Annotated in this window: 18 protein-coding genes; 13 read left to right on the top strand and 5 right to left on the bottom strand. The window is 66.6% G+C overall.

The features are described from left to right. Nucleotides 1–61 precede the first annotated feature (61 nt). The 8 genes from FHY04_RS12625 (at nt 62) to FHY04_RS12590 (ending at nt 10,321) form a co-directional block, all read left to right on the top strand. Nucleotides 62–820, top strand: coding sequence for a DUF4129 domain-containing protein (locus FHY04_RS12625; protein WP_311724737.1), 759 nt, complete (start codon nt 62–64; stop codon nt 818–820). Continuing rightward, a complete protein-coding gene (locus FHY04_RS12620; RefSeq protein WP_183936661.1) occupies nt 817–2,031 on the top strand; it encodes a hypothetical protein in 1,215 nt (404 codons plus the stop codon). The genes FHY04_RS12625 and FHY04_RS12620 overlap by 4 nt, the downstream gene beginning before the upstream one ends. Beyond that, nucleotides 2,028–2,984, top strand: coding sequence for a MoxR family ATPase (locus FHY04_RS12615; RefSeq protein ID WP_183936660.1), 957 nt, complete (start codon nt 2,028–2,030; stop codon nt 2,982–2,984). Before FHY04_RS12620 ends, FHY04_RS12615 begins: the two co-directional genes overlap by 4 nt. Beyond that, nucleotides 2,981–4,291 carry a DUF58 domain-containing protein gene (locus tag FHY04_RS12610; protein ID WP_183936659.1) on the top strand — a complete coding sequence of 437 codons (1,311 nt, stop codon included), beginning with the start codon at nt 2,981–2,983 and terminating at the stop codon, nt 4,289–4,291. The genes FHY04_RS12615 and FHY04_RS12610 overlap by 4 nt, the downstream gene beginning before the upstream one ends. After that, nucleotides 4,288–5,310: a stage II sporulation protein M gene (locus FHY04_RS12605; protein WP_183936658.1), complete on the top strand. Its 1,023-nt coding sequence runs from the start codon at nt 4,288–4,290 to the stop codon at nt 5,308–5,310. The genes FHY04_RS12610 and FHY04_RS12605 overlap by 4 nt, the downstream gene beginning before the upstream one ends. After that, a complete protein-coding gene (locus FHY04_RS12600) occupies nt 5,288–6,154 on the top strand; it encodes an RDD family protein (RefSeq protein ID WP_183936657.1) in 867 nt (288 codons plus the stop codon). Before FHY04_RS12605 ends, FHY04_RS12600 begins: the two co-directional genes overlap by 23 nt. 445 nt (nt 6,155–6,599) lie before the next feature. Beyond that, on the top strand, nt 6,600–8,909 hold the full coding sequence (locus tag FHY04_RS12595; RefSeq protein ID WP_183936656.1) for a VIT domain-containing protein: 2,310 nt from the start codon (nt 6,600–6,602) through the stop codon (nt 8,907–8,909). After that, nucleotides 8,864–10,321: an archaeosortase/exosortase family protein gene (locus FHY04_RS12590; protein ID WP_183936655.1), complete on the top strand. Its 1,458-nt coding sequence runs from the start codon at nt 8,864–8,866 to the stop codon at nt 10,319–10,321. Before FHY04_RS12595 ends, FHY04_RS12590 begins: the two co-directional genes overlap by 46 nt. 473 nt (nt 10,322–10,794) lie before the next feature. Here FHY04_RS12590 and FHY04_RS12585 read toward each other — a convergent pair whose 3' ends face one another. The 3 genes from FHY04_RS12585 to FHY04_RS12575 form a co-directional block, all read right to left on the bottom strand. Then, nucleotides 10,795–12,429, bottom strand: a complete 1,635-nt coding sequence (locus FHY04_RS12585; RefSeq protein ID WP_183936654.1) for an amidohydrolase — start codon at nt 12,427–12,429, stop codon at nt 10,795–10,797. A gap of 52 nt (nt 12,430–12,481) precedes the next feature. Next, on the bottom strand, nt 12,482–15,598 hold the full coding sequence (locus FHY04_RS12580) for a TonB-dependent siderophore receptor (RefSeq protein WP_260171484.1): 3,117 nt from the start codon (nt 15,596–15,598) through the stop codon (nt 12,482–12,484). A gap of 260 nt (nt 15,599–15,858) precedes the next feature. Further along, nucleotides 15,859–16,353, bottom strand: a complete 495-nt coding sequence (locus FHY04_RS12575; RefSeq protein WP_056409979.1) for an Lrp/AsnC family transcriptional regulator — start codon at nt 16,351–16,353, stop codon at nt 15,859–15,861. Nucleotides 16,354–16,472: 119 nt separating this feature from the next. Between FHY04_RS12575 and FHY04_RS12570 the strand changes: the two genes are divergently transcribed. Further along, nucleotides 16,473–18,938, top strand: a complete 2,466-nt coding sequence (locus FHY04_RS12570; protein ID WP_183936653.1) for a zinc-dependent metalloprotease — start codon at nt 16,473–16,475, stop codon at nt 18,936–18,938. A 129-nt stretch (nt 18,939–19,067) separates the two neighbouring features. On the opposite strand, the gene FHY04_RS12565 is transcribed toward FHY04_RS12570, so the two are convergent. Together FHY04_RS12565 and FHY04_RS12560 are read right to left on the bottom strand one after the other, a co-directional pair. Continuing rightward, complete coding sequence (locus tag FHY04_RS12565) at nt 19,068–20,168, bottom strand: biotin carboxylase (protein WP_183936652.1); 1,101 nt, start codon at nt 20,166–20,168, stop codon at nt 19,068–19,070. A gap of 151 nt (nt 20,169–20,319) precedes the next feature. Next, complete coding sequence (locus FHY04_RS12560) at nt 20,320–20,868, bottom strand: TetR/AcrR family transcriptional regulator (RefSeq protein WP_183936651.1); 549 nt, start codon at nt 20,866–20,868, stop codon at nt 20,320–20,322. 86 nt (nt 20,869–20,954) lie between these two features. Between FHY04_RS12560 and FHY04_RS12555 the strand changes: the two genes are divergently transcribed. From FHY04_RS12555 to FHY04_RS12540, 4 genes are all read left to right on the top strand, one after another. Beyond that, entirely contained in the window at nt 20,955–21,629 is a 675-nt protein-coding gene (locus FHY04_RS12555) for a DUF1349 domain-containing protein (protein ID WP_221211757.1), read from the top strand. Continuing rightward, nucleotides 21,629–21,868 (top strand): maltose acetyltransferase domain-containing protein, encoded by a 240-nt coding sequence (locus FHY04_RS22930; RefSeq protein WP_183936650.1) that lies wholly within the window; start codon nt 21,629–21,631, stop codon nt 21,866–21,868. Before FHY04_RS12555 ends, FHY04_RS22930 begins: the two co-directional genes overlap by 1 nt. A 69-nt stretch (nt 21,869–21,937) precedes the next feature. Continuing rightward, nucleotides 21,938–22,405 (top strand): SRPBCC domain-containing protein, encoded by a 468-nt coding sequence (locus tag FHY04_RS12545; protein ID WP_183936649.1) that lies wholly within the window; start codon nt 21,938–21,940, stop codon nt 22,403–22,405. After that, nucleotides 22,402–22,764: a helix-turn-helix transcriptional regulator gene (locus FHY04_RS12540; protein ID WP_200874055.1), complete on the top strand. Its 363-nt coding sequence runs from the start codon at nt 22,402–22,404 to the stop codon at nt 22,762–22,764. The genes FHY04_RS12545 and FHY04_RS12540 overlap by 4 nt, the downstream gene beginning before the upstream one ends. Nucleotides 22,765–22,778 lie beyond the last annotated feature (14 nt).

Below are 22,778 nucleotides of genomic sequence, written 5' to 3'. Positions count from 1 at the left end.
TCGCGCTGTCCAGTTGGATCATGCCGGATGAGACGCGAGAGGCGAATGGCAGATTGCACCGGTGGCCGATCCGGCTAAGTCGGGTCTGGGGACGGCGTATCATCGCTGGGAGGGTATCATCGGGGCTTCGGGACACGATCCGGCGGCGGGGGCCGATCGACTGGCTGCGGCGCATGCCGCGCTGAGGGCGGACCCGTCGATCCAGTTCGGTCTGACCCGCCCGCCGCCGCTGCCCAAGCCGCCGGCATGGCTGGAAACGCTAGGACGCTGGCTCGTCGATCTGTTCAGGCCGATCGGGCGGCTGTTGCTCTGGCTGACGAACCTGATGCCCGACGCCCCCTATGCCCGCATCCTGCTGTGGACCCTGCTCGCCGGAATCGCGGCGGCGGTGGTCTGGATGGTGGTCGAACGCATCCGGTCGGGCGAATGGCGGCTTCCCGCGCGACGACGCCCCGCCGGCCCGGCGTTGGCGGCGGAGAGCGACGATTGGGTGCCCGACGCGGCACCGGCGCGGGCCTGGCTGCGCGAGGCGGACCGGCTCGCTGGCGAGGGCGGCTATGCCGAGGCCATCCATTATCTGCTGTTCCATTCGATCGACGACATCGCCCGGCGACGTCCGGCGCTGCGGCGACCGTCGCTGACCAGCCGCGAACTCGCGTCCGCGCCGCTGTTGCCGGCCGCGGTCCGTCCGCTGTTCGCGCGCATTGCGGGGCTGGTGGAGCAGAGCCTGTTCGGCGGACGCGGCGTCACGGATGCGGATTGGCAGAGCGCCCGCGCGGCCTATGCCGACCTGGCACTGCCGGGGCGGTGGCACGCATGAGCGCAGTGACAATCGGCGGCGCGAGCCGTGCGGACAGGGTGTTCGCGCCGCTGACGGTGGCGCTGCTGCTGATCATCGGTCTGATCGGGTTCGCGGGGTCGCTGCTTCTGGGGGCCTATGCACCCGACCTGAAATCCGGGCGCAATGCCGGTGCGCATGCGTTGTCCAACGCCGCGACCGGCTATGCCGGTATCGTCGAGCTGGCGCTAGCAACCGGACGCCGCCCCCGCGTGCTGCGGGCGGAGGAAGGCTGGGAGACCGAGGATCTGGTCGTCGCGACGCCCGAGCATGGCACGACCGACATGACCAAGTTCATAATGGCGCGGCGCGGCCGGGCGACGCTGATCGTGCTGCCGAAATGGGTGACAGTCGCGGACGACAAGACGAGCGGCTGGGTGGACGTCAGCGGGGTGCTGCCGTCGTTCGACCCCGCCGGCGTGCTTGCACCCGCTACGGTGGTGACCGTCACGCGGCGCCCGAGCGGCGGTCGCGCGCTGCATGCCGTCAGCTGGGCACCGGCGTCGCTCGCGGCGTCGGCGCCGCGGCCGCTGCAGGCGATGACCTCGGCGGCGCTGATACCCCTGATCACCGACGAGGCGGGCCGCGTCGTGCTGGGGCAGGTCCGTGGCAGCAACACGTACATTCTCGCGGACCCCGATCTGCTAAACAATCACGGCATCCGCCGGCTGGACCGTGCCCGGGCGGCGCTCGACCTGCTCGATTTCGTCAATGCCACCGGCGCGCGCGGTATCGCGTTCGACGTGACGCTGAACGGCCTCGGCCAGTCGCGCAGCCCGTTGAAGCTCGCCTTCGAGCCGCCGTTCCTTGCGATGACGCTGGCGATCCTCGCGGCGTTGGCGCTGGTCGGATGGCAGGCGCTGGTCCGCTTCGGCGCGGCACGCCCGCCGCCGCGCGCGATCGCGTTCGGCAAGACCGCGTTGATCGACAACAGCGCGATGATCGTCCGCAAGGCGGGGCGCGAGGGCATGCTGGGCGGGCGCTACGCCGCGCTGATCCGCGAGCGGGCGCGGACGATCTTCGGCGTTCCCGTTCGGCTGACGGACGAGGACGCGGACCGCTATCTCGACAACCTTGGGGGCGCGACGCGGTTCAGCACGCTGATCGCCGACGCATCGTGCGCCACACATCGCACCGACATGCTGGCAGCCGCGCAAGCGCTGCACCGATGGCAACAGGAGAAGACACAGTGACGGTAGAAGAGGTTAAGGCACTCGGGCAGGCGATCCGGGCCGAGATCGGCAAGGCCGTGATCGGGCACGACGCGACCGTCGACCTGTTGCTGGTCGCGCTGTTCGCGGGCGGGCACATCCTGCTGGAAGGGCCGCCGGGTACCGCCAAGACGTTGCTCGCCCACGCGTTCGCCAGGACGGTCGGGCTGGAGTTCGGTCGTATCCAGTTCACTCCCGACCTGATGCCGGGCGATATCATCGGTGCGAACCTGTTCAACTTCCAGACGTCGACCTTCACGCTGACGCGAGGGCCAATCTTCACCGAATTGCTGCTCGCGGACGAGATCAACCGCACCTCGCCCAAGACCCAGGCGGCGCTGCTAGAGGCGATGCAGGAGCGCACCGTCACGATCGACGGCGAGAGCCTGGCGCTGAGCGACCGCTTCACCGTCGTCGCGACGCAGAACCCGATCGAGCAGCAGGGCGTCTATCCGCTGCCCGAGGCGCAGCTCGACCGGTTCCTGTTCAAGCAGACGGTGTCTTATCCGACCGCGGAGGAGGAGCGGCGGATCGTCGCCGACCATGGCGCTCGGTCGGCGGCGATGTCGCCGGCGGACTGGGGGATCGAGGCGCGGGCCGACGCAGCGACGATTGATGCAGCGGTCAGGACGGTCGCGAACGTGCGGCTGGTGGACGAGGTCATCGACTATATCGTCGCGCTGGTCCGCGGCACGCGCGATGTGGCCGACCTGGAAAGCGGCGCCTCGCCGCGTGCGGGCGCGATGCTGGCGGGGGCCGCGCGGGCGCGCGCGGCGCTGGACGGCCGCGACTTCGTGATACCCGACGATGTGAAGACGCTGGCGCCCGCGTTGCTGCGCCACCGGTTGATCCTGTCGCCCGCGGCGGAGATCGGCGGGCGCGCGATCGAGGATGTCGTCGCGCAGATCATCGAGACGATCGAGGCGCCGCGTTGATCTATCCGACCCGCATGGCGGTGCTGGCGGCGGCGATCGGAGTCCCGGTCACGCTGCTGGTCGCGATGCTGTTTCCGGCGACCTGGTATGCGGGTCTCGGCTGGCCGCTCGCCGTCCTGACGCTCGTCGTTGCCGATGCGGTGCTGGGGCGTGCGCAGGCGAGTGCCGTGCTGGCGCTGCCGCGATCGACGGCGGTCGGGGTCGCCCTGAGCGTGCCGATCGAGATCGGGATCGCGGCGCGGCGGGCCGTGAGTGCAGCGCAAGTCGCCATCGCGCCCGATCCGCTGCTAGCGTTCGCCGACGCCGCGCCCCTTGACGTTGCGCTGGCGGCGGGGCGGGGAGCCGGGACGATCGCCATGACGCCGCTGCGCCGCGGCACGGCGCGGTTCGGCAGGATATGGGTGCGCTGGGCGGGGCCGCTCGGTCTGGCGTGGCGCCAGGCGCGGATCGACGGGGACCGGAGCTTGCCGATCCTGCCCGATATCGAGGCGGTGCGGCGGCAGGGCGCGCAGCTGTTCCAGCGCCATGCGGTGCAGGGCCTGCTGGCGCAAAGCGACCGCGGCGACGGCACCGATTTCGACGCGCTGGTCGAGTTCCGATCGGGTGTGGACCGGCGTGCGATCGACTGGAAACAGTCCGCCCGGCACAGGAAGCTCTATGCCAAGGAATACCGGACCGAACGCAACAGCCAGATCGTCTTCGCGATCGATTCCGGTCGGCAGATGTCGGAACCCGTCGGCGGTATCCCGCGTCTCGATCGCGCGGTCTCGGCGGCGCTGTTGACCGGGTGGCTCGCCTTGAAGATTGGCGACCGCGTCGCGCTGCACGCGTTCGATTCTCGCCCGCGTATCGCTAGCGGCTTCTTCGGCGGGGCGGGGGCGCTGGGCGAACTCCAGCATCTTGCCGCGCGCGTCGACTACAGCGGCGACGAGACCAACTATACCTTTGCGCTGACCACGCTGGCGGCGCGGCTGACGCGGCGGTCGATGATCGTGCTGTTCACCGAATTCACCGATCCGATCTCCGCCGACTTCATGGTGCAGGCGGTCGCGCGGCTGCTCAAGACGCATCTCATGCTGATCGTCGTCCTGCGCGACGACGAACTGGAGACGATCGTCGATCGCGCGCCCGAACAGCCCGCCGACGTGACCCGCGCGGTGACCGCCGCGGCGTTGCTGCGCGACCGGCGGCTGGTGCTGCTGCGCCTGCGCCGCCTGGGCGTCCATGTGATCGAGAGTCCGTACGACCAGGTCGCCGAACGGCTGGTCGAAGGCTATGTCGATCTCAAGCGGAGGAGCCTGTTGTGAGCGCGTTCGTCGATATCGCACCGCCGCTGCTCAACGCCAGCCGCTTCCGCGCCGCGCACGAACAGGACTGGACGCGACTGGAGTCGCTGCTCGGCCGGATCGAGAAGCGCTCGGTCCGCGTGCTGTCCGACGATGACCTGCTGGCGCTGCCGCTGCTGTACCGGTCCACGCTGTCGTCGCTGTCGGTCGCGCGCGAGACGTCGCTCGACCGCGCGCTGGTCGCCTATCTCGAGCAATTGTGCGCGCGCGCCTACTTCCAGCTCTACGGCGTGTCGGATTCGGCTTGGCGGAATCTCGGGCGCTTCTTCACCAGGGGATGGCCGACTGCGGTCGCCGCGCTGTGGTGCGAGACTCTGGTCATGGCGTTCCTGACGGTCGCGGGCGCGGTCGCGGCCTATATGCTGGTCCGGGCCGATCCGACCTGGTTCGCAAGCCTCGTCCCCCCCGGGATGGCGGGCGGGCGCGATCCGAGCGCGTCGGTGGCAGCGCTGCGTGCGACGCTGTACCAGAGCAAGGACGACGGGCTGGGCGTGTTCGCGAGCTTCCTGTTCGGCCATAACGCCCAAATCGCGATCTTCGCCTTCGCGCTCGGTTTCGCCTTCGTCGTGCCGACCGCGCTGCTGATCTTCTACAACGGGCTGATGCTCGGCGCGATGGTCGCGGTGTTCGCGGCCAAGGGGCTGGGTCCGAACTTCTTGGCCTGGCTGGCGATCCACGGCACGACCGAATTGTTCGCGGTCATGATCGCGGGCGCGGCCGGGATGCGCATCGGCACCGCCATCGCGTTTCCCGGCGGGCAGGAACGGATGGAGGCGGTGGTCGCCGCCGGCCGCACCGCCGCGATCGCCACGGCGGGCGTGGTGCTGATGCTCGCGATCGCAGCGGTGCTGGAGGGCGTCGGTCGTCAGGTGGTGACCGGCGACGGTGCGCGCGCGGGGATCGGCGCGGCGATGCTTGCTGCGTGGCTGATCTATTATTGCGGCATGGGGAGGCGTCATGCGCACCGCTCGGCAGACTAAGGCACCCGTGGCCCGGCGCCGCAGCTTCGTCACGCCCGAAGGTGTCGACCTGCAGCTGGAACTGGGCGGGGCGGGGACGCGCGCTGCGGCGTTCCTGATCGACATGCTCCTGATGCTGGTCGTGCTGATCGCCGTGACGTTCGCCTTGTCCGCACTGGATCACGCCACCCGCGCGGATATCGCCGAGATCCTGTGGCTGATCGGCGCATTCGTGTTGCGCAACGGCTGGTTCGTCCTGTTCGAGATGGGTGGGCGCGGCGCGACCCCGGGCAAGCGCGTGATGAAGCTGCGCGTAGTCGCGCGTGACGGCGCGCGGCTGACCGCGGGCGCCGTGCTCGCGCGCAACGCGATGCGCGAGATCGAGGTGTTCCTGCCGCTCTCGTTCCTCGGCGCGCACGCGGCGATGGGAACCGCGGATGCGTTCCTGACGATCTTCGCGTTGTTGTGGAGCGGCATCTTCCTGTTCTTCCCGCTGTTCAACCGCGACCGGTTGCGGATCGGGGATCTGGTCGCGGGAACCTGGGTGGTGCAGACCGCCGTCCGCACGCTGGCGGCCGATCTTGCATCGGCCGGCGATCGGCCGCGACACGTCTTTTCCGAAGCTGCGCTGGCGCTGTACGGCATCTACGAATTGCAGGCGCTGGAAGACGTGATCCGTGGCGGCGACGATCTTGCCCGGATCACCGTCGCGGCGGCGATCCGGCGCAAGGCGGGGCTCCCCGACGATCGTGACGACGACGGCTTCCTCGCTGATTATTACGCCGCGCTCTGTGCTAGGTTGGAGGGCGGACTACTGGTGGGCCGACGCCGCCTCGACAAGCTCAGCGCCGTAAGCCAACCGTAGTTCGGACCGCGCGGTGATTGATAAAAACTGCGACCGCTGCCTAGAAGCTCTTGAGGCACTCTTATCTATTTTCGAGGCGCCGAAAGCGGGTGCCGCAAGACGACAAGAGGTCGGCCCAGGACCTGTAGAAATGTGCAATCCACGCAGCACCCTAGAGCGCTGGACTGCGGCTTTCTGTGCGCGGCGGACTTACCTTCGTGATGAACAAATGGCGTAAGTCGAGTTGCTTTGATGCAGCAGTAGTGGCCAACTCGCAATGGTGGCGGTCCCGCAAAACGCTCCTGCCTTGCTATCATACCCAGGTCAGATCGGGGGGGCTTCACTCAAGTCGCTACCTACTCCGCGTCTGCACCGTTCCTGCACATCTTTTCCCGAAAGTCTTCACGGAGTCATCATCTCGGCTCGGCATCGTTGCGGCAAACGGCTCCCGAAGGAGCCATTCGCCATGTCGTATCCTGACCATTCCCGCCCGGGCACAGGCGCGCTTGTCGTCGCTAGTATCTTTCCCGCCATCGTCATCCTGATCGAACTGGTGACGGGGATCTGTGCCGGCGCGTTCTTCGATCCGGTGCCGACGGTCGGCCATGTCGTCATCATCTCCCTGGTACCGATCGTCAACTTTCTGCTCTGGCGCGCACTGCGGACGGAGGATACGGCGCCTGTGTGGTTGGTGATCGTCGGCGGCGTGAGTATCGCGGTGGCGGCGAGCTATAGTCTCTTGTTTCTGCCGATGCTGCCCTTCGCGTTCATCGCGATCATTCTCGTCGGTATCGGCTTGTTGCCGTTCGCCCCGCTCGCGGGACTAGTTTTTGCGGTTCGTTGGACGGGTGAAACGGCGGCATCGCGCGACTGCGGCGGCCGAATCGCTGTCGGCGGTGTCGCGTTGGGCGTGGTCGCGCTGCTGCTGGTCGATCTGCCCGCCACGATCACGCAGGTCGCCCTGGATCGCTATGACGGGAGCGTCCAGCGGCGGCGGAGCGCGGTGGCGCTCATGCGCGCGCTCGGCGACCGCGACATGCTGCTCCGCCAATCCTATGGCGATAGCGCACGTGCGAGCGGCGTCGCGAGCTTCCTCGTGTCCGCCTGGACCAACGGGGTGTTCTGGAACGAACCGCGCCGGACCGACGCGGCGCGCGAGCTTTATTACCGAGTGACGGGGAAGGCATTCAACGCCGCTGCGCGGCCGGGGTACGCCGTCGGCGATCGGACGAGGCTGTTCGCGTGGGACGATGACCAGGGCGGCGAGGCGGTCGGCGGGGGCGTGCCGGATCTGGCACTGGCGGGATCGCGTATCGACGGCGCGGTCGCCGCACGCGACAGTCTCGCCTATCTCGAATGGACGATCGACTTGGCCAACCGGGGCGACATACAGCGCGAGGCGCGTTTCACCATTGCGCTGCCGGAGGGGGCAGTCGCGTCGCGCGCGACCTTGTGGATCAACGGCGAGCCGCGCGAGGCGAGCATCGCCGGCCGCGGCGAGACGCGGGCTGCGTACAGGAAGGTGGTCAGCGCGTCGCGCGATCCCCTGCTGGTGACGACCGATGGCGCGCAACGTTTACTCGTACAGGTGTTCCCGATCCAGCCGCGTGCGTCGATGCGGCTTAGGATCGGCGTGACCGCGCCGTTCGCGATCCGGCCGGACGGGCGCCGGACGCTGGCTTTGCCGACCATGGTCGAGCGCAATTTCGATCTCGACGCCGACCTGCGACACGCCATCTGGATCGAGGGGGGCAGGGCGGCGCGCACGGCGCTGAACGATGCGGCTTTGCTTACCGGGCGATTTCGCCTGACATTGCCGCCGGTGACGGTGCCATTGACGACGTTCGGCAGCATGACGATGCAAGGCAAGGCTGCAGCTGTGTCGGTCGAGCAGCGGATCGTACGGGAAACCTCATCACGCGGCCCGGTCATGCTCGTCGTAGACAGCGCAGCGGACATGGCGGCCATCGCCACCGCGCTGCCGGCTGCGTTGGAGGCGATTGCTCCCGGACGTGTCGTCGGGCTGGTCGTCGCTGGCGACGAGCCCGGCTTCGTTATGCCGCGTCCCTGGTCGCGCGAGCAGGCTGCGGAGGTGCGCGCGGTGCTGGCGGGTATGAGCTTCCGGGGAGGACAGGACGACCGTGCCGGGCTTGCGGTTGCGCTCCAGGCGATGCCACGTGCCGATGCCACGCTGCTGTGGCTGCACGGTGCGCAGCCTATCCGGTTCACTTCGCCCGAGCCGGCGCTGGAGCAAGCGCTCGAGCGGCTTCCCGCGCTGCCGCGATTGGTTCGGTATCAGGTCGCACCAGGACGAGCGATGACGCTCGCCGGAAGCCGCTGGTTTGACACGGCGCGATTGCCCGCCCCGAGCGGCGATGCAACGGCGGATCTCCGCATAATCCTAGCCGATGTTGGCGGGAACGCGCCGCGCTGGACGGTCGCGAGGACCGCGCTTGCTCGCGCTGCAATTCCGGGGTCGCCGCATATCGTGCGGCTCTGGGCAGCCGAGCGATTAGCGGGAATGGGCGGCAGTCGGGGCAAAGCACGCGAGGGCGCAATAAGCCTCGCGCATCGGGTCAACGTGATCACGCCCGTCAGCGGCGCTGTCGTCCTTGAGACCGTGCGCGACTATACCGCGAACGGGCTGCCGGTCCCCGATCCTGACGCGGTGCCTACGGTGCCCGAGCCGGAAACCTGGGCGCTCTTGATCCTGACGGCGCTGGCCGGCGCATGGCTGGTCAAACGACAGCGCGACTTGCGGGCGGTGGCGGCGTGATCCCCGCGCGGATCGCCGCCGTGACCGTCGCGGGCGGCGGTTGGCACGGCCTGTTCTTGCTGGCCGGTCGCGCCGACGGCGTCGGGCTCGCGACGACACTGGCGCTGCTCGCCGCGCTCGGCTGGGCGCTGGTCCACGCAACGCACGAAGTCCGAGCCGATGGGGTGGTCGCCGTGCTGGTCGCCAGCGCCGCTGCAGCGCTGACCAGCGTGGCGCTGATCGAGATCGGCGTGGTTGTCGCCGGGCTGAGCTGGAGCGCGATGCCGCGGTTGCGATGGCCGGTGCTGGCGCTGGCGCTGCTGGCGGTGCCGATCCTGCCGACGCTCGACATATTGGTCGCCGGACCGCTGCGCCGTGTCTCCGCGCTCCTGACAGCGGGGTTGCTACGGATGAACGGGATCGGCGTCACGCTTGAGGGCGTCGCGCTAGAATGGCATGGCCGCGAACTGCTGTTCGACGGGCCGTGCAGTGGTGTGCGGATGCTGTGGGCGCTCCTTGTTTTGGCGAGCCTCGTAGGAGCGATCGTTCGGGCCCCGCCGCTCCGTTTCGCCTTGCTGCTGGCGGGCGCTGTTGCGGTCGCGATCACGGGCAACGCATTGCGTGCCGCAAGCCTGTTCTATGTCGAGAGCAGTTTCATCCCGATGCTGCACGGCCCGGTAGTCCATGAGGCGGTGGGACTTGCCGCGTTCCTGTCGCCGCGCTTCGTGGCGACGCACGGTGGCGCGGCCGAAAGCGTGCGGCAGGGGCTGATCGCGATGGCCGATGCCGGCTATGCGGGTTGCGGTGCAGCGATCCGTGATATGGCGCTGATCGAGCGGTTGCCGGCGATCGGTATGCCGACACTCGTCGTCGCGGGCGGTCGCGATATCTCGACGCCGTTTGCGGGGCATGGCGACCGCATCGTGGCAGCGGTTCCCGGCGCACGGGTGGTGCATCTCGATGCCGCACATCTCGCACCAATTGAGACACCCGCGGTGCTTGCAGTAACGCTTCGCGATTTCCTGAAACCGGCCGATACCCACGATGCCGCAAACACATTGTTCGAGGCGGGGCTGCTCAACCGGCGCCGGGTACTCGGCGATGCGTGGGTCGACGCGTCGCTGGCCGGGCGGACTGACTTCACCGCCGATTTCCAGGCGATGATCACCCGGATCGCCTGGAATGAAATTTGGGGCCGGCCGGGCCTCGATGACCGCAGCCGTAGGTTCATCGTGCTTGCGATCACCATAGCACTCGGTCGTTGGGAGGAGTTCGCGCTTCACGTTCGCACCGGATTGATGCGTGCCGGCTTCACCCGTGAGGAACTCAAGGAAGTGCTGATGCAATCGGCCATCTACGCGGGCGTCCCCGCGGCAAATACCGCCTTCGCCGAAGCGGGCAAGATCATTGCCGAGCTCGATTCTGACAGTTGAAATTTGAAGGACACGACGCTCGGCTGGCGGTTCGTCAACCCGCCTTGACGACGGCGCGGGCACGATGAAATAGGGCCGCAGAGCTCTGGCGCGGCGATGAACGAATGGCCAAAATTGGGAATGGGGAAGGGCGCTTTGAATGACCGGTTATGGGTCATCTGGAAGATCTCGCGAGGAGGAGCACACCGCCGAGAACGCCCCCCTAAGGTAAGACGACGAAATCGCCCCTCGGCAGGCGTCTGGACCCGTCCGTCCGGCAGGATTCCCGTCGACAGCTCTCGGTCCTTTCAGGCTGTGTCGTCGGGCAACTTGGCCACGCGTGCGATCGACGTGGCAAGGCATGCATTTGTCGCGGCGAGGATCTGGTAGAATACGTGGCGGCCAACATCGCGCGGCGGTGTCTGCTCATTGGGAAGACGATGGTGACAGAGCAGCTTGCGCCGTCACCATCGCCCCGAGCCTGGTGACGGTCGTCAGTCGGACGTCGGCGTCGACGCTGCCAGCGCCGGATATTTGATGCCGAGCTGGTCGAGATAGGTCGGATATTTGGCCGGGTCGTAGTAGAATTTCTTCATCGCCGGGCGCATCCGCTCCATGATCTCCGTGTTCAGGTGGATGGCGGGCGGGTCGTTGGCGGTGACGACGGGGTCGTATTTCTGGTCCTTGAACTGCACGGTCTGCTGGAACGCCTTGGCGTCGGTCACGAGTTGCGGCGTCGTCATGATGTCGAGCACGGTCATCGACACCGCCTTGGCGCCCGCCACCGCGCCCTTGTGCGCGATCGGCGTGGCCATCGCGATCGCCGACAGCACGTTGTGGCCGATCATGCTGGGGATGTTGGAGGGATAGCGCACCGTGATCGTCGGCACGGTCCACATGATGTCGCCGATATCGTCCGATCCGCCGCCGAGCGAGCGTTCGCGGTTGGCCGGCGTCGACAGTTCGGCGACCGTGCTGGGCAGCGGCTTGACGGTTCGCTTGTTGGTCTGCTGCACCGTCCTGGCGAAGGCCTGGTCATCGGCGCTCCAGCTCGGCATGCCGACCGCGCTGATATTGGCATAGGCGGCCTCCGCCAGCGGCTTGTTGCCGTAATTGGGCGCGGCATAGCCGAGCAGCTTGTGTTCGACGGTGGTGCCGGTCGCCCTGGCGGCCGCATCGGCGATCTCGTTGCCGGTCGTGTAGAGGTCGCGGACGCTGCCGAAATCCAGGTCGCGGAAATAATACCAGACGCTGGCGATGTCGGGGACGATGTTGGGCTGCCCGCCGCCATTGGTGATGACGTAGTGCGAGCGCTGCGTGACGGGCAGGTGCTCGCGGCGCATGTTCCAGGCGACGTCCATCACCTCGACCCCGTCGAGCGCGCTGCGCCCCTCCCACGGCATCCCCGCCGCATGCGCGGTCTTGCCGTGGAAGGTGTATTCGGCGGACACCAGCGCATTGTTGCCGCTATTGCCCCAGCCGGTGCTGAAATCGCTGCTGACATGGGCGAAGATCGACATGTCCACGCCCTTGAACAGGCCTTCGCGGACATACCAGGCCTTGGTCGCGAGCAGTTCCTCGGCGACCCCGGGCCACAGCATCAGCCGGCCGGCGATCCTGTTCTTCACCATCACGTCCTTTGCCGCGATCGCGGCGGCGATCATCATCGGCATGCCCGAATTATGCCCTTCGCCATGGCCCGGCGCGCCTGCGATCATTGGTTTCAGCGCCGGCGAGCCGGGATATTGCGACAGGCCGAGCAGTCCGTCGACGTCGCTGCCGAGCGCGACCAGCGGTCCGCCGGTGCCCCAGGTCGCGGTCCAGGCGGTCGGGATGCCCGCGACGCCCCGGGTGATGGTGAAGCCTTCCTTCTTCAGGATGCCGGTCAGATATTCCATCGTCTGGAATTCCTGAAAGCCCGGTTCGGCGAAGCTGAAGAGGGAATCGACCATCTGCTGGATCAGCTTGGCGTGCGCCTCGACATCGGCGACCGCCTGTTTCTTCAAGGCGTCGCGATCGATGCCTGCGGCGGCGGGGGAGGCCTGGATCGGGGCAGGTTCGGCGGCAGCGGCGGTGCTGCACAGGGCGGCGGCGATCAGCGCGGTAATCATCGGGCGGGTATCGGCCATGTCTTTATCTCCTGAACGGTGATGTCGTAGGGGTGGGAGAGGGCACGTGCCCTCAGAGGCCGATCCGCACGCCCATCCGGAACACGCGGCCGAGCACGTCGTAGAGCGCGCGGTTGGTCTGCGGATAAGCGGGGGTGTTGTTGCCGGTCGGCCCGTTGGCGACGAGCACCGGCTCGCTGTTCAGCACGTTGCGGATCGACAGGAAGACCTGTGCCTTCGCGCCGCCGGTCTCGAACGCGTAGCTTGCGTTGACGTCGTAGAAGAACTGCCCGTCGATCCGGTTCATGTTGACCGTGCGGTAATCGGCAGTCGAGAGCGGGCAGTCGGTGGCGCAGACGACGTAGTTGTTGTTGTACACCCCGCCGCTGACGCCGCGGGCGATGCCCTGGACGCTGAACCCGGAATCGTGATCGTAGCCAGCGGTGAAACGATAGGTCCAGTCGGGCAGGCCACCGGTATTCTGGCCGGCCAGATCGGTGGTCGCGGTCACGCCGTTGTTGCTGGTCAGTTCGAACGCGTAGCTGGCCAGTGCGCGCAGCGTCATCGTGCCGGGCCCGACCTGCCGACGATAGCTCGACTCGATATCGATGCCGCGCGTCTTCACGCTGACGAAGTTGGTCGGTTTCACCTCGATGCTGGTCACCGGCAGGCCCAAGGTCGTGACGCCGCGGCCGCCGGTGGTCGAGATGAACGAACACGCATCGGCAATGCCCTGCTGATAGCATTGGTCGACGATCGTCTGCGCGAGCAGCGAGTCGATCGCCCCGTCGAGCTTGATGTCGTAATAGTCCACCGAGGCGGCGAAGCCCGGTAGGAAGGTCGGCGTCAGCACCACGCCTGCGCCATAGGTCTTGGCGATTTCGGGGCGCAGGTCGGGATTGCCGACGGTGGATTCGTTGAACTGGTTGGCAGCGATGCTGCCGTTGACCTGCGGCACGTTGACGGTGTTGGTGCGACCCGTGCCGGGCGCAAACAGTTCGCTGAGATTGGGCGCACGGATATCGCGCGAGATCGTGCCGCGCAGCTTGATGTCCGGGATGACCTGCCAGGTCAGGCCGGTCTTCCACGTCTCGACGGTGCCCGAGGTCGAATAATCGGTGAAGCGGAACGCGCCGTTGAAATCCATGCCCTTGAAGATCGGAACGACCGATTCGAGATAAGCTTCCTTGACGGTGTACCGGCCCTTGGTCGGCAGGTAGTTGCCGTAGATCCAGGTGCCGGTGGTGACGCCGTTGGCGACGATCGGCTGGTAGAGCTGGTCGACCGACCCGGTGACCGATTCTTTGCGGGATTCCGCGCCGAACGCCACCGAGATCGGGCCTGCCCAGAGATCGACCAGGCTGTTGGTCGAAAAGTTGATCGCCGCGACTTCCTGCTTCAACGTCTGTTTGCGCAGCGGCTGGCGGCCATTGTAGAGGACATAGGCGATCGCCTCGGGCGATGCGCCGTTGGTGCCGAGCCGGTTGAGCGGCGCGCAGGACGGGTCATTGTTGCCCGCATTCGCATCGACATTGATCCGGCACACGATTGTGCCGGGAGCGTAGCCGCCGCTGTTGCCCGCTACGGCAACGACCGAGTCGGTCGCCGCCGCCATCCGCGAGACGTTCCAGGCGTTGGTCAGCCGCTCGTTCGTCTTCGTCTTGCCCAGCTGATAATAGCCGCCCCATTTCCAGTCGATCGTGCCGGTCGAGAAGGCCCCGTCGGCGCCGGCGACGTAGCGGAACACCTGCCGCTCGTTGTCGCTGCCCTGCGGCGGCAGGAAGATGTTGCTGGTGCCGATCTGGATCGAGCTGAGGTTGTTCGCGGCCATCGCCGCGCGCGTCGCATCGGGCAGATAGGCGTTGTCGCGCTGGATCGTCACGCCGGTGGTCGGCGTCTGCTGATAATAGCTCTGGCCGCGATAGTTGCTGTACGAGAACTGGCCGTAGAGTTCGACCAGCGGCGAGACCTCGTAGCTCAGCCGGCCGAATACGCTGCTGCGCTTTTCCTCGGGCTGCAACGTCGCGCTGCTGCGATGCCCGGCGGTGGTGATGTCGGTGTCGCCGCCGACCATCCACTGGCCGCTGGTGGCGCCGAAGTTCAGCTGGTTGACGCTCGCCTTGCCGGTCGCGGGATCGACCGAGCCGAAATAGGTGCCGCGCAACGGACCGGTGCTGACGAGCCCGCCCGGCGTGAACTGGCCCGTGCCGATGCCCGATGCGATCAGGAATTCATTGACGCAGGGCGTGTTCAGCGACGCGGCGTCGGTGCATCGCGCTGCGGAATAAGCGGGATTGTTGGCAAGGTAATAGCCGCTGTCATTCCAGTCGCGGTCGATCGTCTGGATGCCCTTTTGCGAGAAATGCTCGCCCGACACGATCAGATGGCCGCGCCCGTCCGCGAACGCCTTGCCGCTGGTCGCGGTCACCTTGTGGTTCGGCGCGTCGCCATAGGTGGTGACGCCGTGCTCATACTCCATCTTGAAACCGGTATAGTCGCGGTCGAGGATGAAGTTGATCACACCCGACACCGCGTCCGAGCCATAGGCGGACGAGGCGCCGCCGGTCACGACCTCGACCCGTTCGATCAGCGCCTGGGGGAAGGTGTTGACGTCGACCTGGCCGGTGGTGGTCGAGGCGACCGAGCGCTGGCCGTCGAAGAGCACCAGGGTGCGGTTCGCGCCGAGGTTGCGCAGGTTGACCGAGTTGATGCCGGCGGCCCCGTTGCTGAGCGAGCCGTTGCTGCTGGCCGAGGTACCGCTGCCGCGCACCGCGGGCAGCGTGTTGACGAAATCGGAGATGTTGGCGGGCGCTTCCGCCTTGAGTTCCTTGGCCGTGATGACGCTGACGGGGGTGGGGGCGCTATAGCCGTCGCGTTCGATCCGCGATCCCGTGACGACGATCGTGTCGTCCCCGGGTACGACGTCGCCGGTGACGGGATCGGTCGCGAGTTCGGGCTTGCCGCCCGGGACGTTCGTCGTCTCCTGATCCGTCGGGGCGGACTTGGCCGGGCCACGTTCGGTCTGGAGCGCCGTATCGGGCGGGCCCGCAACCGTCCGGGCTGAAGCCGTCTGCGTGGCGAGGCTCAGCGCCAGCACGCCCACGCTGACGAGGCTGGCGGATTTCAAGCGGGCAGTCGGCCGGGCGCGCATCGAGAAGGCGCCAACGTCGGCGCCATACAGAACAGTCATGGAGAGCCCCCTTCAGGTGATCGGGTGCCGTCCAGATATCCCCTCGTTTATATTTTTCGCTGGTTCCTGCCTGTTGGACTCGATGGCCGGGTATCCCGGTCCTGTTCCGACCCGGAGACTATCAGATGCCGCCTGCCGCTTCCTCGCAATCTAGAGATGAAATCTATGTTACTTTTGCGGAATCGGCGACGTTTTGAGCAACCACTGATGCTTTACGGCGTGCCGGATATTATTAAGTTGTGATTTCGGCGCGCTGAACGTCACCTTTGATCGTTGACCGCCGCCGGCGCGACCGAGCGCTGCGCGACCTCGCGCATCAGGAAGCTGCTGCGGATCCGGGCGACATGCGGCAGCATCGACAGCTCGCGGCGATAGACACGGTCGTAGTCCTCGAACGACCGGACATGGACGATCATGATGAAGTCGACTTCGCCCGACACGAAGCTGCAGAACGACATCGACGGACACAGGATCACCGCGGATTCGAATTCGTTCAGCACATGTTCGGCCTGCGAACTGAGTTCGATCGAGACCATCGCGGTAATGCTGAACCCCAGCTTCGCCATGTTCAGCTTCGCGGTGTAGCCCGCGACGACGCCGTTTTCCTCCAGGATCTTGCGACGCCGCGCGGTCGCGGTGCTCGAGAGATGGATGCGCTCGCCCAGCATCACGTCGGATGCGCGGCCATCGCGGATCAGTTCGCGCAAAAGCCGGTAATCGGTAGGATCGACAAGATTGTTTTCGGTTTCGTGCATCATTCACCCCGATTATTGCCGAATTTCGTCACCCAGGCTTCGAAACTGCGCAATATCGCCGGATACCGCAACCTGGATCATGCTAGTTTGCTGCATGGCAGCAATTGGGGGACGAGGCGATGCGCAGGATCATCTGGGGTACGACGGTCGGGCTGGTGGCCGCAGCGAGCGGGGGCGGACCCGTCGCGGCGCAGCAGGTCGCGCGGGCGGCGACGCAGGCGGCGCTGCTGGCGGTGAGGGCGTTGCCGGCCGAGGGGCGGATCCTCGTCACGCTGCCCGCCGCCGATGCGGACGGAGCGTCGGGACGGTTCCTCTACGCGACCTCGCTCCGGACGGGTATCGGCTCGGCCAATCTGCGGCTCGACCGCGGGATGCTGGGGCCCGAACATATCCTCGCGTTCCGCCGGATCGGCAAGAAAGTCGCGGTGACGTTCGAAAACCACCAGTTCCGCGCGACCGGTGACGACGGCGTCGCAGCGGGCGCGCGCACCAGCTTTCCGACGAGCATCATGGCGATGCACGACATCGTCGCGACCGAAGCCGATGGCGGCGTGACGGTCGACATCGCCCCGTTCCTGACGCGCGACACGGTGGGGATCGCGGAGTCGCTGAACGCGAGCTGGGCGATGGCCGGCGCGGGCGGCGGATCGGCGGCGGGCAAGGGGTTCCGCCTGGTCGATGCGCTCAGCGTCGCGGATGCCGGGTCGGTCAAGGTCTTCCCCGACAATATCGAGGTCGATGCGCTGCAGACCTATCAGACCGACACGCCGGGCCGCGAGGTCGAGCGGATCGCCGCCGAGCCGCGGCAGATCGGTTTCACCGTCCACCACAGCTTTGTCCGGCTGCCTGCGCCCGGCTTCGTCTCGCGCAAGTTCGACATCCGGTCGGCGGCGGGGGGTAACCAATATTACGACTATGGGACGCCGCTGGGCGAGGATGTCGTCCAGCAGTTCGCCAACCGGTTCCGGCTGGAAAAGGTCGATCCGGCCGCCGCCCGCTCCCGCGTCAAGAAGCCGATCATCTTCTATATCGACCGCGCCGCGCCCGAACCGATCCGCACCGCGTTGCTGGAAGGCGTCAATTACTGGGCGACGGCGTTCGACAAGGCCGGGCTGATCGACGCGTTCCGGGCGGAGATCCTGCCCGTCGGCGCCGATCCGCTCGACGTGCGGTACAGCATGGTCAACTGGTCGAACCGGCTGACGCGCGGCTGGTCCTATGGCGGCGGCATCGTCGATCCGCGGACCGGCGAGATCATCAAGGGCAATGTCGTGATCGGCGCGCTGCGCGTGCGGCAGGACATGGCGATCTTCGAGGGGCTGGTCGGCGCCGCGCAGACCAACAGCGGCAGCGGCAATGATCCGGTCAGGGCGTCGCTCGACAGGATCCGCCAGCTCGGCGCGCATGAGGTCGGCCATGCGATCGGCTTCATGCACAATTTCGCGGGCAGCACGCAGGACCGGACGACGGTGATGGATTATCCCGGACCGCGCATCAAGCTGACCGATGGCCGCATCGACCTGTCGGACGCCTATGCGAAGGGCGGGGGGGTATGGGACGACTTCACCGTCGACTGGCTGTATGCCGATGCCGCACCCGGTACCAATCCGGACGTGGCCGCGCGGGCCAAGGCGCTCGCGATCCAGGCGAAGGGCGTCCGCTTCATCACCGACATCGACGGCCGCGCGTCCGACACGCCGAGCCCCTGGGGCAGCATGTGGGATGACGGCCCCGATCCGGTCGCCTCGCTCAACCACATGATGGCGGTCCGCCGCATCGCGATCGCGCAGTTCGGGCCCGGCATGTTGCGCAGTGGCGAGGCGCTGTCCGATCTGCGGCGCAAGTTCGTGCCGGTATGGCTGCTGCATCGCTACGATATCGATGCGGTGGGCAAGCTGGTCGGCGGGATCGACTATGCCTATGCGGTCGCGGGCGACAATCATCCGGCCGCCGCGCCGGTTGCCGCCGCCACGCAGGACGCGGCGCTCGCCGCCTTGCTGGCGACGCTTTCACCGGATGTGCTGACTGTGCCCGCGACGCTGGTGATGCCGCTGTCGTCGCCGATGAACGGCCGCAGCGATGTGCAGTTCGATCAGGAGGTATTCCGCAATGCGGGCGCCGCCGCGTTCGACCCGCTGGTCGCGGCCGATGTCGCCGCGCAGGTGACGCTGGATTCGCTGCTGGCACCGGCGCGGCTGGCGCGGGTGTACGAACAGCATCGCCGCGATCCGGGAATGCCCGGCGTCGACACGCTGCTCGACCGGCTGATCGCCGCCACCGTCGCGGCACGGCGTGACGCGGTCGGCCGCCGGATCGCCTATCGCACGATCATGACGCTGGCCGCGACGGCGCGCGACGATGCGACGTCGCCCGACGTCGCGGCGCTGCTCGGCGATCGGCTGCGCGGGATCGCGACGCGACTGGCCAAGGCCGGCAGCGACGAGGATGGCGCCTGGAGCCGCCACGTCGCGCTGCTCCTGACCGACGAGGACCGGCTGACGCGCGAACTGGACAAGCGTCGCGCGGTGCCGACGATCCCGCCGGGCATGCCGATCGGGGGCGATACGGGCTGGTTCGACGATTGAGCGATCCGATCACGTCGGATCGAGATGAACGAATGTCGGGAGTCGGGAGGTGGAACGAACGCTTTGGACGGCCGCTTGTGGGTCTGCCCGGAAGCATGGGCCGGTACTCCCGCCCCGTAGCTGACGTTCCTAGCTAAGCTCCCCTGGCGGCTCGAGCCTCCATTTGGCAGCAAGCATCGCCTGCAATAGATTGACGTAGCTCCAACCGTTGGCGCGGGCGGCGATGGCCGAGAGGCAATCCTGATCTTCGCGCCCCGGGCGGCCCGGCCCGGTCATGTTGGGCTTCATGTTGAGGTCGAACAATTTGAACACACCATGACGATCGGCCCGGCAATCGATCCGGATCGCGGTGCGCGCGTCGACCAGCGCGGCTGCCGCCACGCAGCTTTCGATCATCGCCACGATGGCCGGATCGAGTAGTCGCTCCGGGGCGATTGCGATGCTGTTGGCGGTGACCGGAACGTCGCCGTTGTACGGCGCTACTCCGCCGCGCTGATCGAAGCGGTACACGGGCGGCAAGGCCCAGTGCGTCGGTGCCCGCGAACCATCCGGGCGCGGGGACGCGGGCGGCATGAGGTTGACGGTCATCTCGTCACCGCCGAGAAACTCTTCCACCATCAGCATGTCGCCGAAGGTGGCGGCTGCGATCAACGCAGTCGCGGCATCGCGCAGGGCAACGAGGCTCTCCACCAGGGTTACGCCCTGGCTGCCACGTCCGCGCACCGGCTTGACGATCATCGGAAAGGACATGCCGCGGGACGCGCACGCGTGCTCGACATCGGCCAGTGCGCAGACGTTCTCCTTCGCCGTGCCGGACAGCAGAAACGATCGTGCTACCGGCAGGCCAGCCTCGGCAAGAAGGTGGTTGGTCTCGAACTTGTCGTCGAACGCCTGCATCGCCGCAGGAAGCTGCCCGACGATGTCGAAGTCGACCATTGCCGTCTCGAGCGGATGTCCTTCGAACAGGACCGTGTTCGCCCACAGGACCGATGCGCCGGCAGCGCCTGCGCTACGGATGCCTTCGGCCGTGTCCGGGAATACCCAGTCGAGTGCCTTGGAAGGGTCTGGCGCGGGGGCGGGTGTGACAACGTTCACGCCCGCACTCCGCAAGGCGAAAGCAATGTCGGCGCCGCCATCTGAATATCCGCCCGGCTTCGCGTCCTTTCGCAGTCCGTCGATCAGCGGCGGTGGAAGCGCTTGGTAGAGAAGGGCGACCGGCGCTGTTTTCATGAATATTCTCCTGCGCACCGCGCATTAGCCCGGAACGGCGCGCGCATGAAGGGGGCATCGATTGCGGTCATGCGTCAGTGATACCTCATGCATCGGCTTGACCCTGACCGTCGCGCCATTTGCGCTGGGGTACCCTGATCGATCGGACCGGCTAACACCCGGCAATCCGCTCGACGATGGTCCTGATCGCATCGCGCTCTAGGGGGGCGCGATCGATCGAATTGTGGATGCCGATACCCTCGATCAGCGCGTCGAGCGCGCGCGCCGTGAGCGGGTCGAAGAAGCGGCCCAGGGCGCCTCGGCTGCTGTCCATCCAATGTTGCATGACCGCGCTGACCGGTGGGTGCCGGGCCGCGAAGGCGTAGAGTTCGTAGCTCAACAACAGGGTGCGCGGTTCCGCCCAGACCTGGTTGGCGATGATGTCGATGACTGCCGTACACGCCTCTGCGCGGTCCGTCGCGGACTCCAGGCGCTCGCGGAACGCCGCAGAGGATTCCGCCGCCAGTTGCAGGAAGGCGGCCGTGAGCAGGTCCTCGAGCGTCGCAAAATAATAGGTGACCGAGCCGAGCGGCACCTGCGCCGCCTCGGCGATGCGGCGATGAGTCGTTGCCGCGGTTCCAAGATCGGCAATAACTCCTAGCGTCGCATCGACGATGCGCTGCCGCCGTGTCGGATCATTGCGCCGGGACTGTTGGGTCATCGCCTCTTTACCTCGATCTCGGCATGTGTACATATGTACATAATATCGAGGGTGATTGGAAGGCAGCGGCTATGATGGAGGATCGGGTGAGCAGGCGAGCGGTGATCGGTGGTGCCGCGGCGCTGACGATCGCGGGCAGTGCTGGCGTCGCAACGGCGCAGGGCTCGGCAATCTCGGCGCTTGGGCGCCGTGACGGTCGCTGGCTGAATGCGCCCAAGGCCTGGAAGGCCGCACCCGGCGGAGACCTTACGCTCGTCACCGACAAGGGCAGCGATTTCTGGCGCGAGACGCATTACGGCTTCACCCGTGACAGCGGCCATTTCCTCGGCTTCACCGCGCCTGCCGCGTTCACCGCCCAATTGCGCATTCGCGGCCAGTATCAGAAACTCTACGATCAGGCTGGCATCATGGTGCGGGTCGACGAACGACGCTGGGTCAAGGCGGGGATCGAATTGTCAGACGGGCGCGCCATGCTGAGCAGCGTGCTGACCGATGGCAAGTCCGACTGGGCGACCGGCCCCTATGAGCATGACTCGCAGGATTTCTGGATGCGCGCGACGGTCGCCAAGGGCGTCCTGCGGTTGCAGGTTTCGGCGGACGGCAAGACGTGGCCTCTGGTCAGACTGGCGCCTTTTCCGATCGCCCCTGAATATCAGGTTGGACCGATGGCCTGCACGCCGGAACGTGCCGGACTGGAAGTGCATTTTTCAGACCTGAGCATCACAGCCCCGTTGGGCAAGGACCTCCACGACCTGAGTTGATGGCGATGACGCAGAAGGAGCGGATGCTGGCGGGCGAGCTCTATGTTGCCGACGATCCGGAACTCGTCGCGGACGCGGCGCGCGCCGCTGGGTGGCTCGACCGCTATAACCGCGCATCGACAGCGATCGTGATCGCGAAAAGGGCCTGCCCGCCTGAACGGTGCGTGACAACCATCGGTGCCGGTGACGCCTCGGTCCTCCCGTGGCCATGGCCGATCCAACAAACGCGGACGGAATAGTGAAGTACAGACTTGACCAAAGGACTCCTAGAAGTTAGTGAAGTCTAAACTTCACTGGGGGGCGAGTCGATGACCATTACACACGATACCTTCGAAATCCGCAAAACCTGCGATGCCGCTCCGCCCGCGATTTTTGGCGCCTTCGCTTTTCAGGACCGCAAGAGCAGGTGGTACGCCGCCAGTCCCGGACACGAGCCACTGTCCTACAGCTTCGACTTTCGTCCGGGCGGTGAGGAGAAGCTCACCGCCAGGATGCTGCCAGGCACTCCTATCGCGGGAAAGCAGCTGTGCTGGACCTCAAGCTATGCTGAGATCGTCGATAACGCTCGGATCGTGTTCTTCCAAACGCTCGACGTCGATCAGGCCCGCGTGTCTGCTGCCGTGGTCACCGTGGAAATTTCGCCGCTCGACGACAAGAGCGAGGTCTTGCTGACGCACCAGGCGGTCTATTTCGAAGGCGCCGACGGCCCGGCAATGCGCCGGATGGGGTGGGACTTCCTGCTCGACACGATGGCTTCGGAACTGCAGCCCGCATGATGCAGCCTGCCGTAGAGTCTGTCCGCTCGTCGAGGGTCGACCTTCTGTTTCATGCGCTCGGTGACGCCAATCGCCGTCGCATGGTGAGTCATCTTGCGGAGCGGCCCGCGAGCGTTTCGGAACTCGCTGCGGTACTGGCGATCAGCAAGACGGCAATAGGCCAGCACCTTGCCGTGCTTGAGGAAGCCAAGCTCGCCCGCTCGACCAAGCTTGGACGGGTGCGCACCTGTCAATTCGATCCTGCCGGGCTCGCGCCGTTGCAGGATTGGATCGACTATCACCGTCAGGAATGGAACGCGCGGCTGAACCGCCTTGATGATTTGATCAGCGGCATCGTTTCCAACGAAGACTGCGCCTGAACGTCGGCTTCTGC

The sequence above is a fragment of the Sphingomonas sp. BK481 genome, assembly GCF_014194875.1.
Taxonomy (GTDB): domain Bacteria; phylum Pseudomonadota; class Alphaproteobacteria; order Sphingomonadales; family Sphingomonadaceae; genus Sphingomonas; species Sphingomonas aerolata.
This window is presented reverse-complemented; position numbering and strand designations above follow the sequence as displayed.

Excerpts from the sequence above, each read along its gene's own strand:
- FHY04_RS12575 (WP_056409979.1), bottom strand. The coding sequence starts at position 16,353 with ATGCACGAAACCGAAAACAATCTTGTCGATCCTACCGATTACCGGCTT.
- FHY04_RS12565 (WP_183936652.1), bottom strand. The coding sequence starts at position 20,168 with ATGAAAACAGCGCCGGTCGCCCTTCTCTACCAAGCGCTTCCACCGCCG.
- FHY04_RS12560 (WP_183936651.1), bottom strand. The coding sequence starts at position 20,868 with ATGACCCAACAGTCCCGGCGCAATGATCCGACACGGCGGCAGCGCATC.
- FHY04_RS12620 (WP_183936661.1), top strand. The coding sequence starts at position 817 with ATGAGCGCAGTGACAATCGGCGGCGCGAGCCGTGCGGACAGGGTGTTC.
- FHY04_RS12580 (WP_260171484.1), bottom strand. The coding sequence starts at position 15,598 with ATGACTGTTCTGTATGGCGCCGACGTTGGCGCCTTCTCGATGCGCGCC.
- FHY04_RS22930 (WP_183936650.1), top strand. The coding sequence starts at position 21,629 with ATGGCGATGACGCAGAAGGAGCGGATGCTGGCGGGCGAGCTCTATGTT.
- FHY04_RS12545 (WP_183936649.1), top strand. The coding sequence starts at position 21,938 with ATGACCATTACACACGATACCTTCGAAATCCGCAAAACCTGCGATGCC.
- FHY04_RS12570 (WP_183936653.1), top strand. The coding sequence starts at position 16,473 with ATGCGCAGGATCATCTGGGGTACGACGGTCGGGCTGGTGGCCGCAGCG.
- FHY04_RS12595 (WP_183936656.1), top strand. The coding sequence starts at position 6,600 with ATGTCGTATCCTGACCATTCCCGCCCGGGCACAGGCGCGCTTGTCGTC.
- FHY04_RS12585 (WP_183936654.1), bottom strand. The coding sequence starts at position 12,429 with ATGGCCGATACCCGCCCGATGATTACCGCGCTGATCGCCGCCGCCCTG.
- FHY04_RS12540 (WP_200874055.1), top strand. The coding sequence starts at position 22,402 with ATGATGCAGCCTGCCGTAGAGTCTGTCCGCTCGTCGAGGGTCGACCTT.
- FHY04_RS12600 (WP_183936657.1), top strand. The coding sequence starts at position 5,288 with ATGCGCACCGCTCGGCAGACTAAGGCACCCGTGGCCCGGCGCCGCAGC.
- FHY04_RS12590 (WP_183936655.1), top strand. The coding sequence starts at position 8,864 with ATGGCTGGTCAAACGACAGCGCGACTTGCGGGCGGTGGCGGCGTGATC.